The sequence below is a fragment of the Luteolibacter sp. LG18 genome, from assembly GCF_036322585.1.
Classification (GTDB): domain Bacteria; phylum Verrucomicrobiota; class Verrucomicrobiia; order Verrucomicrobiales; family Akkermansiaceae; genus Luteolibacter.
This window is the reverse complement of record NZ_AP024600.1, coordinates 2,862,526-2,877,380: the sequence shown is the minus strand read 5'-3', so window position 1 is coordinate 2,877,380 and position 14,855 is coordinate 2,862,526. Positions and strand designations below refer to the sequence as shown.

Genomic DNA, 14,855 nt, shown 5'->3' with positions numbered 1-14,855 from the left:
TGGTCTGACTTCCCGACATGTCATCTGTCAAGCGAAGCTGGCATGGGAATCACACAATAGGCATTCACGGCGGCGTGCGAGCGCTCCATGAAGACATCCCATTCACAGTCCGCCGCCGCCAGCTCCGGCAACAGGCGTTCCGCGGCGCGGCGTGTCCACAGGATGGCGGTGCACTGGCGGGCACCACGCAACCGCACGAGATGCGGTGACCATGGCTGGTGCCGCGCGCGCGGGCTGGCCGTCAAGTAGAGCAGGTCCCAATCCTCCGGCAGCTCCAGGGAAGCGCGCTCGAGGATCGCATCGGCATCCTCCCGCCACTGGCAGCGGCTCAGGCAAATCAAAGCCGTGTCCGCGCCGCTGGCGAGGAACGCCTCCAAGGCCCGGATGCCGGCGCGCTTTTCTCCCACCGCGGTGGGCACATAGCCCGTTCGCAGGTTGCCGGGGCTACCGTGCGCCTCCATCCCCTTCATCTCCTGCCAGCGGATCTCCGCATCGGCGGGTGTTTCCTGCAGGATCGTCTCGCACGGCACACCGGGCCACAGCATGGCCGTGGAGGAAACGGTGGACGCCGCCTGCTCCGGAGTCGCGATGAGATAAAAGCGCTCCGCCAGATCCGCCATCGCCCGGGTGGGCGCGGAAACATCCCACCCCGGCACCACCCGCGGGCCGGAGGGCTGCTGTTGGAACGCCACGAAGGATTCCCCGCGCGCGATCTCACTCCAGCCTCCGCTTCGCCAGTGCTCCAGCGGATCCTTTTCCTCGGTGAAGGAAATCCTGTCCAGCAGCACGATCGCACCTGGCTTCAACCACGGCCCCAGCGACTGGCAACCGTCGCGCAGCCGCGCGCCATCGCCAGCCACCACCAGGTCGATCGGCTCCAAATCCAGCTTCGTTGGGTCGTACCATGGCACTCCCGGCGACACCGGCGCGTGCACCGGCTCGATCTGGGGATGCCCATTGTAACGGGTGGCGATCCGGGCCGAATCCGAAACCGCGGCGATCCGCGCGCCCGGGAAACGGCCTGCCAACCGCACGGTCACCGCCGGCGAGCCGGCGCAGAAGATGAACGAAGGCGCGGCCAAACGGCTGATCCAATCGGATTCGAGAAATGCCACCAGATCCTCCGCCAGTTCCGGGGCCTCCGTTTCAACGAGCGTCGCGGGACGTCCCCAACGCTCCAACGGCAGGGCCGCCTCCAGATCCCGGGAAAGATACAGCTCCTCCTCCTCGCCCACCGCCAGCGCCTCCGGGGCCAGCGCATACTCCAACACCTTCGGGTGAGGCCCACCCTGCGGCCACTCGCGGCGCGCGATGCGGAACTCGGCACGGTAACCGAAATCCCGGAGCTTGGCCACCTCCCCGGCCTCCATCGGGCCGCTGAGGACACAATGCTTCGGGCGAATCGTGTCACCCGCCAGCCAGCCGGAAGGCTGGGAATCCGGCCCGAAACGGAACATGTCCACACCATCTCCCAGCGTGCCCAGCAAGGCCGGGGCTGCTTCCTCAGGAGCTTCCACCAGCTCCAGGTCGCCATACGGGACATGGTAGCGGTCCGCGGCGAGATCGAACTTCGGCCCCACGGCCTTCACCTTCCAACCGCGCCTCGCCAAGGCCCGCATCGCGTGGCCGTTCGTCGCACCCACTTCCACGGACACCGGCTTGTCCCACAACCCCATCCGCAGGTGCTCCCACGAGGTCTTCTCCGCCTCCCACAGATCCGCGCGCCAGACCCGCGTCTTGTAGTGCCATGGCTTGCCGAAACCGGTCCAGTGGATGATCCCCTCCGGAACCCCGTTCCGCCAGGTGATGCCGTTTTCCACATACACCTCGGAACCCGATTTCGCGGCGCGCGCGGCCACGGACTCCAGGCCGTCCCATTGCGGGACCAGGTTGTATTTCTTGTCGACGCCCTTCACCCGGCCATCCGTGGCAGCTGTCAGGGAAAGCTGTTCGTCCTGGCCGATCGCCTCGTGGGCCGCCAGCAGTTTTTCCCAGGTGCCGGCCTCCCGCATCGCGGCGAGGTTCATCATCGGCCCCATGTAGAAATAGGGGTGGTCCTCGCAGTGCTGCCAGTCCTCCGGCAGTCCGCCGCGGGACTTCATCTGCAGGCCCAGGGTATTCCCCGGCCCGAACAGACGGCCCATCAGCAGGTTGCCCTCGAAATCCTCCGCGAAGTACGGCGCAAGGTCGCACAACACCGCCATGTCATGATCCAGGATCAGGCAACGGTCCCAGTCATCGAAATCCCGGATCACACGCAGGCGGTCGAACACCGCCAGGTTCACGTGGCCCGGGTAGCGGCCCGTCACCGCCTCGTCCGTTTCGATGAAATCCACCTTCAGACGGCCGCTCGTGAACGACTCGCGGCGGTAGCCGCGGGTATAGAAACGCACGTGGACATTGGCAGTGGTCCGTCGCAACACGCTGCCGATCAGCGTCGCGTTGTAGGGAAGACCGCGTTGGTCGGAGGAAAGAACGATCTTGATCATTTATGCTCGTGTTTGCTCAAACAAAATTCCAATTGCGCCACCCCATCATCACCCCTTGTTCGCAATCCCGCTTCCGGCCATTTTCCAATAGACACACCGGCCTTTCGGCACCGCTGGCGCACATCGACAATGCCAAATCAGAAAACCCGAACCCATTGCGATTCACATTCGAATCCATGTTAAATACGGCGATGAAGCGAGGTTCGGGATTCAATTCATTGGAATCCATTTCTTCAGAGGATTAGAAAGCAGGCCTTTCGGGACATTGAATGAAAATCCAGGTCTCCAAAGGACATCCGGCTTTCCCCGGCTGGGAGGAGCACCGGCAAGATAAATATCAAACCGAACCCCATCACTCACTCCTACCAAGCTTTCGCTCCCGAGCCACAATGGCGGCAGCATCTTTTTTCACACCCTCATCCCCGATCCAATCCAAATACGCCAAAGCCGCATCCGGATCACGGATCGCAACATCTTGAACAACCTGACAAACCAGCCAATCGCGCCGAATGCTCGGCGGCGCCGAACTTATGTAACCGATGGTTCTTTCTGAAACCGCTCCATTCACAGTCGGGAAAAGCGCATGGATGGTCTCGGCGTCCCGGGCGCAAAAGGATTCTGAACTCAGATAAAAGGCCGATGCCGCATCCGGGTTGACGCGTGCCATATTTTGCAGCGGAAGCTTCTCCGCCTCCGCTCGGACCGCCATATTATCGATCCCTTTCATGCTTTCCAAAGCCGTTGTGGAATCCCGGCTCAGCATCCTTCCCAAGACCGAGCCTTGAATGGAATCAACCCATTTCGGCCGGTCGCCACCGTCCAGCTTTTCCAGAAACCGCAGATAGGAATCCGACTGATTTTGAAATGAAATGCCCCTTGTTACATCCTCAAGCAAATCCTTCCACACCACCACCCCACCCACGACCACATCGTCTCTCCCGAGGGAATCCGAAATACCTTTCAAGCAAAGCATGGTCCTTTCGGGGGAAGCGCCTCCGCCGGATATGATCCAATCACCCAGCCTCTTCCTGAAGTCCTTCCAAAGTATCTTTTGCTCCAAAGGAGGATAGCGGAGAATTTCCGCAATCTCCTCTTCGAAGACAGACCGTAAGCCAGCTATTTCACCGGGAAACTCCAGCCCGGCGATACGATTTCTCTCAGCCTCGAAGGTGGCGCTGAAACCAGAGCTCTTTCGATCCAAACGTGGCCTAGGAGGCCGGTTCGCAATGTTCGAACCTTCAGCGTCATGACTGGATGATCGAGAGCGGTTCTGCGGCTGGAGCCCGGACTCCCCGTCCCTGCCTGGTGATCCTTTGAAACCCACAAACACCGCGCTGCACACCACGAGAATGGCGGCTACGGCAATGGACGTCTTCGACGATTTCGAGATCACCAGGAAAGAGGTTGGGCAAAACGGAAGGGATTCGGGAGGCTTCAACCAACCTCAAATCCCCCCTGTTTCGCAAGTGGAAATCGACCCCGGAAATCAGGGCATGACGTAAGTCTGCCGATTTCCAACATCGTAGAAGGTGGTGGTCACCTTGACCGCCCCCAAATTGAGGTGGTATTGGAATTTTCCTGACGGGAGGTTGGCAACAGGCTGGGGGGCGGATGTCGAATTCGAGCCACTCACGGTGATCGTGACATTTTTGGTAAGCCCCGTGACGTCGGCATAGGTGCCAGTGGGGTTGTTACCCTTGCTCCGACTCGTTACAAACACCTCCCAGGCTTCCTGGAACGTTTTCAAGGCATCCGCCTCATTATCGCACACGTCCCCCTCAATATCATAGGCTTGGAGATCCCTCGTGATGGATATCAGATCGGCGATAAATTCGGTGGTGTGCGTGGTCTCCGTGTAATCCGTGGTCTGCTCGGTGGTGGCTTCCGTTGGGCCGACGGTGGTTTCCCACTGGTCCACGGTCGTGTTAGTGTTCTCCTCGGTCGTGACGGGACCGGTGGTCTCCCACGGATCTGCTGTCGTGTTCGCGGTGGTCTCCCACGGATCTGCCGTCGTGTTCGCGGTGGTCTCCCACGGATCGACGGTGGTTTCGGGGGCGGTGGTGGTTTCATCCCCGCCGCCGCTGGCCCTCACCAAGCCCGCCATGATGGTCGGCTGGGCGGCGAGAATGGATGCGACGAGGGATTTCTTGACGAAATTACGGCGTGATTCAGAAGACATAAGAGTGCGTCGGTAGCGTCCGAGGCTTTAGGGACCATCTGTTGGGGCGGCAAGAAAATTGGCGAATCATCTCCTCCTTTCCAGGGAATATACGTATGATGCGTAATTCACATCTAACGGAAATCGGTGTTATGGCCGAAAATGTCCCCTTCCCGGCGGGCATTTGTGAACGACTGCACCGGCAGCCATACCGTGCCACGCGGCGATCACTGCGGAAGTTGAGACTTCACTCGGGAAGCGGTGGTTGGATCCGAAATCAAGCCCACCCATTGCCTCGCGGCATCGGGATCGCTTCGGACAATCAACATCGCCATTTTCTCCAACAGGAGATCCCGGCGTGGGCCAGCTTTCGATCTTTCGATGATTTGTGAAACCTCACCGGATTTTTTCGAAAACCAATCGACATCGGCGAACCAATGGGATGCGACATTGCTTTGCAGCCCCGTGCTCCCCAGCCCCTGGAGATAAACGTCAATTGCAACGGAGCGATATGCATCGTCAAAGACCGAATTATCCAATATCCCTTGGTAAGTTTTGGTTTTTGAACCTGCAGGAAGCGCGTCAATGATTCCTTGATACCTGCTCAGGTCATCAGGGGTAATGATTTTTTCCGGCAGGACTCCGCATACGAGAGCATCTCTCGCATCGGGGTCTTGGATTTTGAGCGCTTCTTGATAAGGATCGATCCCCGCATTGGCTGCATTGGCGACCAGCATGTCGAAGAGGTGCTGGCGTGACGTCTGCCCATCGTAGGAATTGGCCTCGAGACTTGACGCTATCTTGGGATAGATCGATGCCAGCCATTCGAATTTGGCAGGAGAACCGTCGTCCAACTTCGCCAATTCATTTTCCACCACGGATCTGAATGCCATCTGACCGAAGGCATCCAGTCCTTTGAGGTCCCTCCAGAGATCCGTGAGGATCGATGCGGGATCGGCGCTCGTCGCGAGATCCGATCGCAGGGAAGTGAAGCGCTTCCGGAGATTTTCGGTTTTTGCCGTGGAAGACAGGTTTCCGAAGCCGGGGGTCTCCACCCTCCGCGTCAGGGGCGCCTCCACTCTTCCACCGATGGGAGATGAACTGGCAGTTTCCGGTTTGCTTAACCGGGGGTCTGGGGCGTCTTTGACCTCGGGACCACCTTGCCGCGAAGCTTGGAGCATCAGGATGGCAGCCACTGAGGCGAGGAGCAGGAAAGGAAGAGCGAATCGCCGGACCATAATCGGGAATCTGATGGCTTTGCGAAAACGGGATGGCCGCCCAAGCCTCAGCCTCAGAGGCCGGGCGGGAAGTCCGAAGGAGAGGCGTCCTTGGGTTTGGTGGTCCGCGGCCGTGATGCGGCGCTTCTAACGTTCTCCATCGCCTCCTTCCGGACCAATGGGTCTTGAATCTGGGAAACCCAGTAGTTTGCCAAATCCGGATTGTCCTGAGGGATCTTCCCAACAACCTCGCAGATGGCCCAATCGCGGTGGGCTCCTGGCGCGGCATCGGCGATCCGCCTGAGAACCTCGTCCTGCCGGAGATGGAAGTCGTTCCCGAACAGGCTCGCGAGGAGATCCGGGGCCCGGGTGCAGACGGAGGCACTGCTGAAGAAGTAATCGATGGCCGAATCCGGATTGAGGAGTTCCAGGTTCTTCAGGGCGATTCTCTCCACGCCAGCTTTGACCGCGGGATCGGATATTTCCGCCAGCTTGGCCAGAATCGAGCCGGGGCTCCTGCTGATGTCGGTTCCGATGATGCCGGATTTCAACATCAGGGCGGCGGAGCTTCCCGTGGCCCCCTCTTGCGCGAGCCGTGCCAGGTAGTGGTCGGCCAGGCCGTCTCCCGTGACTTTCCCGGCGATGTTCTTGATCAAATGATCCAGCGCGGGCGAGTTCGCTCCCACCTGCTTTCCGGCCAAGAGCTTGGAAAGGAGCTCGAGCTTCGACAAGGTTCGCTCCGGATCCTGGTCCGTTCGTCCCACCAGCCAGAAGGACAGGCGTTCGGACAACACCTCCCAGAGCATGAAGTCATATGGCCCGGGGAAAGCTCCGATGGCATCCAGCTCCTCCGCCATCAGATCGAGCAACTCGGCATCTCCAGCCGGAAACTCCAGATTCTCAAGCAGCTCCTTCTCTTTGGAGTATTCCTGCTTCAGAAGGGGGATGTTGTTCACGTCGAGCGGAGGCCGTGCCGGACGTTCTTTCCGCACCACCGCCTGACGGGGCGGGCGGGCGTCGGCCCGCGGCGGGCTCACCTCCTCGGCACGGACGGCCCCGGAAGCCCCCGCGTTCGGGGTCCGGGTGGCATACACCAGGAGACCGGCGATTCCAGCCAATACGGCAACCAAACCATAAGCCTTGCGGGACATCGGATCGAACGTGGCAACTCAACAGGATCAAGCCGGTTCTCCCCCCGGAGGAGGGAACCGGCAAGATCAAACTCCAGTTAGATGGAGCCGCTGTAGAACTTGGTGAAAATCGTGCCGGCCGGAATCGTCACGGTGGCCGTCCATTTTCCGTTGCTGCCTTGCGTGACCCCCGGAGGAAGGCCGATCCACTGACCACCCGCCCCTTGGTAATAGACGGTGACTTCCCGGCTGCGCCCGGAAACATCCACCATGCCGGAGTTCGACGTCACATTCGTGTTCAGGAGTTGCTGGCGCAGCTTCTCTTGCAGCTTCTCCACCGCTTCGTCCGCCGTGGCATACTCACCGGCGGTGATGGTCTGGGCATTGCCCCAGGAGGATTTCTGCCACAGGATGGCGAGCTTGCGGGCTGTGGTGTAATAGTCCGTGGTCTCGGTCGTGACTTCGGTCGTTTCTTCCGTGGTCACGGCAGTGGTCTCCCACTGATCCACGGTCGTGTCCGTGCCCTCATCGGTGGTGACCGGACCGGTGGTTTCCCACGGGTCGACGGTGGTGGCTCCGGTCGTTTCCCATGGATCAACGGTGGTCTCGGGGGCGGTGGTGGTTTCATCCCCGCCGCCGCTGGCCCTCACCAGACCCGCCATGATGGTCGGCTGGGCGGCGAGGATGGACGCGACGAGGGATTTCTTGACGAAATTGCGGCGTGATTCGGAAGACATATCAGTTTTTCTAACAAATGACGCCTTACGCAACACCAGTTTAACCATCAAGATAATTGGAGAATCACCCCGAAATTCCAGCGAACCCCATCATGATAGGTAATCCAAACTCCACCAAGTCACGGGCCATGACCGATAGGGCCCACGATCCCCATCGGTTTCAATTGTCGAATCCGACGCCACTCCCCGCTCAGTTCACAATCCCGATGGCAACGACGGGATGATACGCCGTGGTGCCTCAAGGATTTGTCCTTGCCGGGACAAACGGCAACCGCTGGAATGCTGTTCGAATGATTACCCGTCTATATTCGGCGGCCTTGCGCGGGGTGGATGCCCAGGAGGTCGAGGTGGAAGTCAATGTCCGCGGCTCGGACAAGCCGCAGGTCATCGTCGTGGGCCTGCCGGATGCCGCCGTGCGCGAGTCCTCCCAGAGGGTGATTTCCGCCATCGGTGCCTCCGCCCTCTACCTGGCGGATGGGATCAAGACGGTGAACCTCGCCCCCGCCGACCTGAAGAAGGAAGGCCCGTCGTTCGATCTGCCGATCGCCCTGGCCATGGCTTCCGCCAGCGAAAATCTCCCGCTTGCCGCGGACGATTGCTGCATCGTGGGCGAGCTCGCGCTGGATGGGGCCGTGCGCGCGGTGAAGGGCGTGCTTTCCATCGCCCTGGAGGCGAAGCGCCATGGCCGTGTCCGCCTGCTCGTGCCGGAGGCGAACGCCCCGGAAGCCGCGATCATTGAAGGCGTGCAGGTCTTCGGCGTGCGCTCGCTGCACCAGGCCTGGAATTTCCTCATCGGGAAGGAAGCCATCGCCCCCTTCACGCTGGACCGCCGGGCGTTCTTCGAATCCCACCGCCGCTACGAGGTCGATTTCGACGAGGTGAAGGGCCAGCACCACGTGAAGCGCGCCCTGGAGGTCGCCGCCGCGGGCGGGCACAACCTGCTCATGGTCGGTCCGCCCGGCACCGGCAAGTCGATGCTGGCCAAGCGCATGGCCACCATCATGCCGGACATGACCGAGGACGAGGCGATCGAAACCACCAAGATCCACTCGATCACCGGGCTGCTCGATCCCAAGCGCGCCTTCCTCACCACCCGCCCCTTCCGCTCGCCGCACCACACCATTTCCGATGCCGGCCTGCTCGGCGGCGGCACCAACCCCGGCCCCGGCGAGGTCTCGCTGGCCCATCACGGCGTGCTGTTCCTCGACGAGCTTCCCGAGTTCCGCCGCCAGACGCTGGAGGTCATGCGCCAGCCGCTGGAGGACGGCAACGTCACCATCTCCCGCGCCGTCGGCTCCCTCACCTTCCCCGCCCGCTTCATGCTGGTGGCGGCGATGAACCCGTGCCCTTGTGGCTACTATGGAGATCGTAAACGCCAATGCCGCTGCAACAATCGCCAGATCGAAACCTACCGCCAGCGCATCAGCGGCCCCTTGCTGGACCGCATCGATCTCCACGTGGATGTGCCGCTGGTCGACTACCGCGAGCTTTCCTCCACCTCCAACAGCGGCGAATCCTCTGCCTCCATCCGCGAGCGCGTCCAGGCCGCCCGCGCGGTCCAACTTCGGCGCTTCAAGAACAAGTCCACCCAGACCAATTCCTCGATGGGAGCCCGCCTCGTGCGAGAGCATTGCAAGCTCGACAGCGTCGGTGCCGGTTACCTGGAGCACTCGATGGAGCAGATGAACTTCTCCGCCCGCGCCCACGACCGCATCCTCAAGGTCGCCCGCACCCTCGCCGACCTCGGCGGCAGCGAGCACATCCGCCCGGACGACGTGCTGGAGGCCATTCAATACCGCACGCTGGACCGGAACTTGTTCGCGTGAATGAACCTCATGTTAATATGCGAGGAATGACCCCACCCACCCATGTCTAACATAGTGATTGAAACTTATTTTCGAATCGATGAAAGATTTGTTCCAGTGGAGCAATTTTCGGGGAAGCTTCCTGACGAAAGTTACATTGAGGGCGCGATTTTTTGTGTAATTGATGGATGCGAAATCTTGAGGATGGATCAATGGGATTTGGTTGATCAGCTATGGCCCCATATCGTTGAAGGTCTTCGGAAATTAGATCAAGGGCTGATCTATGAATCATTCTTTCCAGATCAACCATTGCGACTTCGACTGGAATCCATTGATCGAAAAAACACAAAAATCACGATAGGCAACAGAAGCGCTTATGTTGATTCGATGGTTTTCCGTTCGGTTATGAAGCGTGGCGCTGTGGAATTCTTTTCAAGGATGAAAAACATAATTCCAAGAGCGGCTGAAACTTGGGATCGATATCAAAAAGAAGCGGAAACTATTCGGGGCTAAATGTTAAATCGTATCCGTAGTCCGAACCGCCATTGGTAGGCACTTGTAACGGCGTGCCGTAGGTGTCGGATATCCGGCTCTTATGGATCAGGGTAAACAAGTCGCGGCAGGGACTCGGGTTTGCCCCCGCACAAATCCCGGCGGGCGGTATTACCGCGCCGGGCTCTTACCTTGAGTTCTGGCGTCGAAGAAACGATCTGGATGGCTGATTCGGGGACGTGGCAGTCAGCGGCTGATGTGGAGGTGCATTTTGCTCCAATTCAGCCGCTTCTTATGGCTTCTCCGGCATGGGCTGCGGTACCAGCGTAAGCGCGCCGCCGAGCGTCCCAGAATGAATTCATGCCGGACGTCTCCCTGAACGGAACCCGTCCATGTGCGGTTACTACGGGGACAGCAAACGCCAGTGCCGCTGCACCAGCCGCCAGATCGAAACCTATCGCCAGCGCATCAGCGGCCCCTTGCTGGACCGCATCGACCTGCACGTGGATGTGCCGCTGGTCGATTACCGTGAGCTATCCTCCACCTCCAACGGCGGCGAATCCTCCGCCACTATCCGCGAACGTGTCCAGGGCGCCCGCGCGGTCCAACTTCGGCGCTTCAAGAACAAGTCCACCCAAACCAATTCCGCAATGGGAGCCCGCCTCGTGCGAGAGCACTGCAAGCTCGACGGCGTCGGTGCGGGTTACTTGGAGCAAGCGATGGAGCAGATGAACTTCTCCGCCCGCCCCCCTCGGCGGCAGCGACCACATCCGCCCGGACGACGTGCTGGGGCGATCCAATCTGCCCTTTACCCACATCTTTCCGGAGGTTCGCTCTTCTTTGCCCCGGCAGGGGCCGAGAGGGATTCTCCGAGTTTCAAGCGTTCCGTGGCGGGGGACGCCAACAGGTCCCTCGCGAGCCCGTCCTGCCGATGAGGACCTCCCCGCACATGAGGCGTTCCTTCAGAACGCGATCCCCAGCCAATGACCAACCTGGGACTTCGTCCCAGGCTTTGATGAGCGGTCCCTTCAGGACCCGGAAAGATGCGGGTAAAGGGCAGGATGACTCGCCGCACGCTGGACCGGAACCTGTTCGCGTGATTCCATCCACCCCATGAACATCGCGTTTGTTTCCGCCACCTGGCACGCGGATCTGCTTGGGATCGCCAAGGATGCCTGCATGGAAGCCCTGGGAAAGGACGTGGCGACCAGGGCCTTCACGGTTCCCGGGGCTTTGGAGATCCCGCTGATGGCACAGACGCTGGCCAAGACGAGTCGCTACGATGCGATCATCGCCATCGGATTGATTGTCGATGGCGGCATCTACCGGCACGAGTTCGTGGCGGACGCCGTGATCTCGGGGATGATGCGTGTCCAGCTCGACACCGGCGTCCCTATTTTCTCCTGCGTCCTCACTCCGGTGCAGTTTGACGAAAGCGAGGAGCGCCTCTCCTTCTTCCGCGATCACCTCGCCCTCAAGGGCCGGGAGGTGGGAAATGCCTGTCTGAGGATGCTGGAGGCCCTGGCATCTGCTCGGTCGTAGTTTTTGCCCAGCCTCGGAATCCGGACCTCGGGGCAGCGCGTACATCCGCCCGGACGACGTGCAGGAAGCCGTCCAATACCGCGCGCTGGACCGGAATCTGTTGGCGTAAGAGAGGCCTGATACCCTGTCCAGTTCTTCAGGGGGACGCTCCAGCCGCCGCATGGGTGAGGCCTTTTCCCGAAGAGCACGATCGGCCCGTCGAAACAAGAGCGCTGACCAGTATCGAATCCCCCGACAGAAAGCCGGTCATCCGGCACGACGTCAACTCAACCCGTAACCATTCCTCCCTCCGGTAATTTCCAGCTCCTCCCTTACAAAATCCGGCAAATCAGCCTCATCCGCCACAACCAACATCATCACTATTTTCCGTAAGTAATCGGGAACCGATTGTCCGTCTTTATACGGGAAACACACCACAAGGCAACGCCTCTCAGCCAAAATATAATATTCATCCCCCAAATGCCCATCCAAGAACGACACCCCATTCCCAATCAGCCATCTCCGAACATCCAGCATTTTCGCACCAGCTCCAAACGGCCAGCCCAAAAACGGATACAAGCTCAGATCAATACTCTCCGGATAGACATTAACACAGTCCGAAACCCCGCGCTCATCGAACCGAATCCCCGCGGCATCATGATAGTAAAGCCACACATCCGCCTCTTCCGCCGTAGGCACGATGGGTCCAAACATCGGCGGCTTCCCAATCCAGTTGTTTGGCGGCCCCAGCTTCTCGGAGACTTCAGTCCGGGTTAGCCCCAACTGGAGACCCTCAATCCGACCAAAGCGGACGTATTCCAGAAATGACGCGCTCATGAATGTAACTCAAATGGCCCAGACTTCGGGTTGCTTTAAAACGTCACGAATTGTTGGATTTCCCCATCAAACTGGAATGACAATCCCGCACTCCAAAGAAACTAATCATCCAGCCCCTTGCCCTCGAGTATCCGGGGGATGCATTTCGCGATCCGTGATTCCCGCGTCTTCGATTGCTTGGCCGAGGAGAAGTGGAGCAGGTAGGCCCGCTGGCGGCCCGGGGTCAGGGCTTTGAACGCGGCCTTCAGGGAGGCGTCGCTCTTCAGTTTGGTTTGGAATTCCTCCGGCATCTCGAACTCCGAGGTCTTCTTGTAGTCCACTTCCAGACCGGCCTTCTCCACCGCCATGGCTTCCTCGATGTAAGCTTTCAACGTGGGTTCCAGCTTCACGATCTCCCGGACACTGGTGAAGCGAATCTGACGCGCCGCCTGCACGTTCTCCGTTTGCTTGATGAGGATGCCCGCGGGGTCCTTCATCAGCGCGCCCTTGAAGAACAGCAGCGCGCAATAGTCCTTGAAGCCGTGCATCAGGACGATGTTCTTCCCATCGAGCGTGTAACACGGCTGGCCCCACTTGAGGTCCTCGGTGAGCCGACAGCCAAGGGCGATCTTTCTCAGACGCTCGAACTCCTCCCGCCATTTCGTGGCATCATTCAGGAACTCGTCCACCTTGGGATTCACACCGGTCGTTTTCGGTCGCGCGCTCATGGGATCATTCGGATGCTCGGCATTGAATGATTCGGCGCGGAGGCAGCCCGACGCAAGCGAACACCACGCGAAGTTGGCCCAGCCATTCCATCACGGCACCACCCGGAATCTCACGAATTGCCGCGTAGTTCCAGCGACCACCGGTGACAGCACGCGGACGGTCAGCAACGAGGGCGTGGCGGCGATCACCGAGGTGACGGAGCCTCCCGACGACCAGAGGATTAGATCGGTGGAAACCTCCGGCACCACGGTGGCGGTGCGGTCGGAGAGGCGGGGCAGGCCGAGCTGGAGGTAATTCTGGCCGCCCGCCTCGACGATCGCCGTGGTGATCGCGGACCCACGGTCCGGGAGCTGCGGGTCGGTGCCGAGGATGAACTCCAACGCATTGGGCACGCCATCGCCATCGGGGTCGTCGTTGGGACCATTCTGGGACGTGCCCACGAGCATCTCGCCCTGCCATTGCGGCCAAGGGGTGGGAGGCGGCGCGCTACTCGACACCGCGGCGGAACGCATCAGCGAAGGAGGCGTGGTGGCATTGATCGAGCCCACGATCACCTGCGTGGCGGACGAGGCATTCCAGCTCAGCGCGATCGGATTCAAAGGATCCGCCTGCGGCCAGGTCCAGGTGCTCGCGCGGAAGAGAATCCACTCGCTGCCGGTAGGTCCACCGAATCCCCAGACGTAGGCGACGGCCCCGACGGCGAACGGCGCGGTGTTGTCGACCACCGTGTATTCCTCGGTAAAAAGCCGGTTGGTGGCATTGTAGAGCGTCCGCTGGGCCGGCACCCAATTGGCCGCCCAGGAGGCGGTGTTTCCAGCGGTGGGCGTGAAGCCGTTGGCGAAAACCCCGAGTTCGAACCGGAAACTGCCATCCATCGTCGCCCCCGTGCTGGTGAGGTTCGTCGTCAGCGGATTGCAGAACCAGCGGATGTTCCTCGCGCTGGCGCAGGAGACGATCAACACCCATGCCACTACCCCGGCGATGAGGCGGCAGCAGGGAACCCAGGCAACTCCAGTATGAGGCATCGGGGACGAAGGTGATTCGAAATTTCCCCGACGGGAAACCTCAATCATGGGAAGGGCGGCGGCGGCGCAGCAGCAGGCCGAGCGAGACCAGCGACAAGACCAGGCTGCTGGGTTCCGGCACGGTGAGCACGAGGTAGGTCTGGAGATCGTAGTTCCCCGGCTCCGAGGCCACGCCTCCGCCGATGGAATTGCCACGCGCCCCGATCACCGGCGTGTCGCCATTGCCGAGATCACTGATCGCCCACTGCACCGGGAGGGTGTTGTCGCAGCAATCCTGTGCCGGTGCATCCGGGACCACCCAGCTCCCGCTGCGGGCCAGGAACCACTCGGGGTAGGTATCCTCCGGGCCGTTGCTGTGAACCCACACGTAGGACATCATCCCGGAAAACACGACCCCGCTGTCCGCACCCGTGCCGGTGCTGCTGCCATCCGATTGGATGTCGAAGGTGCCGGTGAAGTAGCCGTTGATCGGATCGTATTCGGCGGTATCGAGCGTCCGCCAGTTGGCAGCCCACTCGGTGGTGTTGTCGACCGTCGGCACGAAGCCATTGACGAAGACCCCCATCTCGATGGTGTAGCTGGAGTCCACCCCATCTCCGGTGCTGGTGGAGATCTGGCTGGCGTAGTCGCTCCCCCAGGTCACCGTGGCGGCGATCACCCCGGAGGAACCGAGGCCCAGGAGCATGGCCACGCTGCCGAGGACGGAGAGGCCGTTTTTCAAAAGCGGTTGCATGAT

General features: G+C 60.5%; 15 protein-coding genes. 4 read left to right on the top strand and 11 right to left on the bottom strand.

All coding sequences use genetic code 11. The features are described from left to right. Positions 1-20: 20 nt before the first annotated feature. The 7 genes from llg_RS11855 to llg_RS11825 form a co-directional block, all read right to left on the bottom strand. Positions 21-2,489 (bottom strand): glycosyltransferase, encoded by a 2,469-nt coding sequence (locus llg_RS11855; RefSeq protein ID WP_338290161.1) that lies wholly within the window; start codon positions 2,487-2,489, stop codon positions 21-23. 16 nt (positions 2,490-2,505) lie between these two features. Beyond that, positions 2,506-2,718, bottom strand: a complete 213-nt coding sequence (locus tag llg_RS11850) for a hypothetical protein (RefSeq protein WP_338290160.1) — start codon at positions 2,716-2,718, stop codon at positions 2,506-2,508. 123 nt (positions 2,719-2,841) lie between these two features. Beyond that, entirely contained in the window at positions 2,842-3,882 is a 1,041-nt protein-coding gene (locus tag llg_RS11845) for a hypothetical protein (RefSeq protein ID WP_338290158.1), read from the bottom strand. Positions 3,883-3,975: 93 nt separating this feature from the next. Then, complete coding sequence (locus tag llg_RS11840) at positions 3,976-4,668, bottom strand: hypothetical protein (protein ID WP_338290157.1); 693 nt, start codon at positions 4,666-4,668, stop codon at positions 3,976-3,978. A 206-nt stretch (positions 4,669-4,874) separates the two neighbouring features. Beyond that, entirely contained in the window at positions 4,875-5,843 is a 969-nt protein-coding gene (locus llg_RS11835; protein ID WP_338290156.1) for a hypothetical protein, read from the bottom strand. Between the two features lie 95 nt (positions 5,844-5,938). Next, complete coding sequence (locus llg_RS11830) at positions 5,939-7,015, bottom strand: hypothetical protein (RefSeq protein ID WP_338290155.1); 1,077 nt, start codon at positions 7,013-7,015, stop codon at positions 5,939-5,941. Positions 7,016-7,092: 77 nt separating this feature from the next. Further along, complete coding sequence (locus tag llg_RS11825) at positions 7,093-7,731, bottom strand: hypothetical protein (protein WP_338290154.1); 639 nt, start codon at positions 7,729-7,731, stop codon at positions 7,093-7,095. A 290-nt stretch (positions 7,732-8,021) separates the two neighbouring features. On the opposite strand from llg_RS11825, the gene llg_RS11820 reads away from it, so the two are divergent. From llg_RS11820 to llg_RS11805, 4 genes are all read left to right on the top strand, one after another. Beyond that, positions 8,022-9,557 carry a YifB family Mg chelatase-like AAA ATPase gene (locus tag llg_RS11820; RefSeq protein WP_338290153.1) on the top strand — a complete coding sequence of 512 codons (1,536 nt, stop codon included), beginning with the start codon at positions 8,022-8,024 and terminating at the stop codon, positions 9,555-9,557. Between the two features lie 42 nt (positions 9,558-9,599). Continuing rightward, positions 9,600-10,049 (top strand): hypothetical protein, encoded by a 450-nt coding sequence (locus llg_RS11815; RefSeq protein WP_338290152.1) that lies wholly within the window; start codon positions 9,600-9,602, stop codon positions 10,047-10,049. Positions 10,050-10,420: 371 nt separating this feature from the next. After that, on the top strand, positions 10,421-10,963 hold the full coding sequence (locus tag llg_RS11810) for an ATP-binding protein (RefSeq protein WP_338290150.1): 543 nt from the start codon (positions 10,421-10,423) through the stop codon (positions 10,961-10,963). Between the two features lie 178 nt (positions 10,964-11,141). Then, entirely contained in the window at positions 11,142-11,570 is a 429-nt protein-coding gene (locus llg_RS11805) for a 6,7-dimethyl-8-ribityllumazine synthase (protein WP_338290149.1), read from the top strand. A gap of 261 nt (positions 11,571-11,831) precedes the next feature. On the opposite strand, the gene llg_RS11800 is transcribed toward llg_RS11805, so the two are convergent. The 4 genes from llg_RS11800 to llg_RS11785 all read right to left on the bottom strand — a co-directional run bounded on the left by llg_RS11800 (position 11,832) and on the right by llg_RS11785 (position 14,852). Further along, the gene (locus llg_RS11800) at positions 11,832-12,386 is read right to left on the bottom strand and encodes a hypothetical protein (RefSeq protein ID WP_338290147.1); all 555 of its coding nucleotides are present in this window, start codon (positions 12,384-12,386) and stop codon (positions 11,832-11,834) included. Positions 12,387-12,487: 101 nt separating this feature from the next. After that, positions 12,488-13,093: a YdeI/OmpD-associated family protein gene (locus llg_RS11795; protein WP_338290146.1), complete on the bottom strand. Its 606-nt coding sequence runs from the start codon at positions 13,091-13,093 to the stop codon at positions 12,488-12,490. A 90-nt stretch (positions 13,094-13,183) separates the two neighbouring features. Then, entirely contained in the window at positions 13,184-14,119 is a 936-nt protein-coding gene (locus llg_RS11790) for a hypothetical protein (RefSeq protein WP_338290144.1), read from the bottom strand. 40 nt (positions 14,120-14,159) lie between these two features. Continuing rightward, entirely contained in the window at positions 14,160-14,852 is a 693-nt protein-coding gene (locus llg_RS11785) for a PEP-CTERM sorting domain-containing protein (protein ID WP_338290143.1), read from the bottom strand. Positions 14,853-14,855: the final 3 nt, after the last annotated feature.

What these genes read in the sequence shown, in the direction of transcription:
- llg_RS11830 (WP_338290155.1), bottom strand. Translation starts at nt 7,015, where the DNA reads ATGTCCCGCAAGGCTTATGGTTTGGTTGCCGTATTGGCTGGAATCGCC.
- llg_RS11825 (WP_338290154.1), bottom strand. Translation starts at nt 7,731, where the DNA reads ATGTCTTCCGAATCACGCCGCAATTTCGTCAAGAAATCCCTCGTCGCG.
- llg_RS11810 (WP_338290150.1), top strand. Translation starts at nt 10,421, where the DNA reads ATGTGCGGTTACTACGGGGACAGCAAACGCCAGTGCCGCTGCACCAGC.
- llg_RS11785 (WP_338290143.1), bottom strand. Translation starts at nt 14,852, where the DNA reads ATGCAACCGCTTTTGAAAAACGGCCTCTCCGTCCTCGGCAGCGTGGCC.
- llg_RS11840 (WP_338290157.1), bottom strand. Translation starts at nt 4,668, where the DNA reads ATGTCTTCTGAATCACGCCGTAATTTCGTCAAGAAATCCCTCGTCGCA.
- llg_RS11815 (WP_338290152.1), top strand. Translation starts at nt 9,600, where the DNA reads ATGTCTAACATAGTGATTGAAACTTATTTTCGAATCGATGAAAGATTT.
- llg_RS11855 (WP_338290161.1), bottom strand. Translation starts at nt 2,489, where the DNA reads ATGATCAAGATCGTTCTTTCCTCCGACCAACGCGGTCTTCCCTACAAC.
- llg_RS11850 (WP_338290160.1), bottom strand. Translation starts at nt 2,718, where the DNA reads ATGGATTCCAATGAATTGAATCCCGAACCTCGCTTCATCGCCGTATTT.
- llg_RS11820 (WP_338290153.1), top strand. Translation starts at nt 8,022, where the DNA reads ATGATTACCCGTCTATATTCGGCGGCCTTGCGCGGGGTGGATGCCCAG.
- llg_RS11795 (WP_338290146.1), bottom strand. Translation starts at nt 13,093, where the DNA reads ATGAGCGCGCGACCGAAAACGACCGGTGTGAATCCCAAGGTGGACGAG.
- llg_RS11790 (WP_338290144.1), bottom strand. Translation starts at nt 14,119, where the DNA reads ATGCCTCATACTGGAGTTGCCTGGGTTCCCTGCTGCCGCCTCATCGCC.
- llg_RS11805 (WP_338290149.1), top strand. Translation starts at nt 11,142, where the DNA reads ATGAACATCGCGTTTGTTTCCGCCACCTGGCACGCGGATCTGCTTGGG.
- llg_RS11800 (WP_338290147.1), bottom strand. Translation starts at nt 12,386, where the DNA reads ATGAGCGCGTCATTTCTGGAATACGTCCGCTTTGGTCGGATTGAGGGT.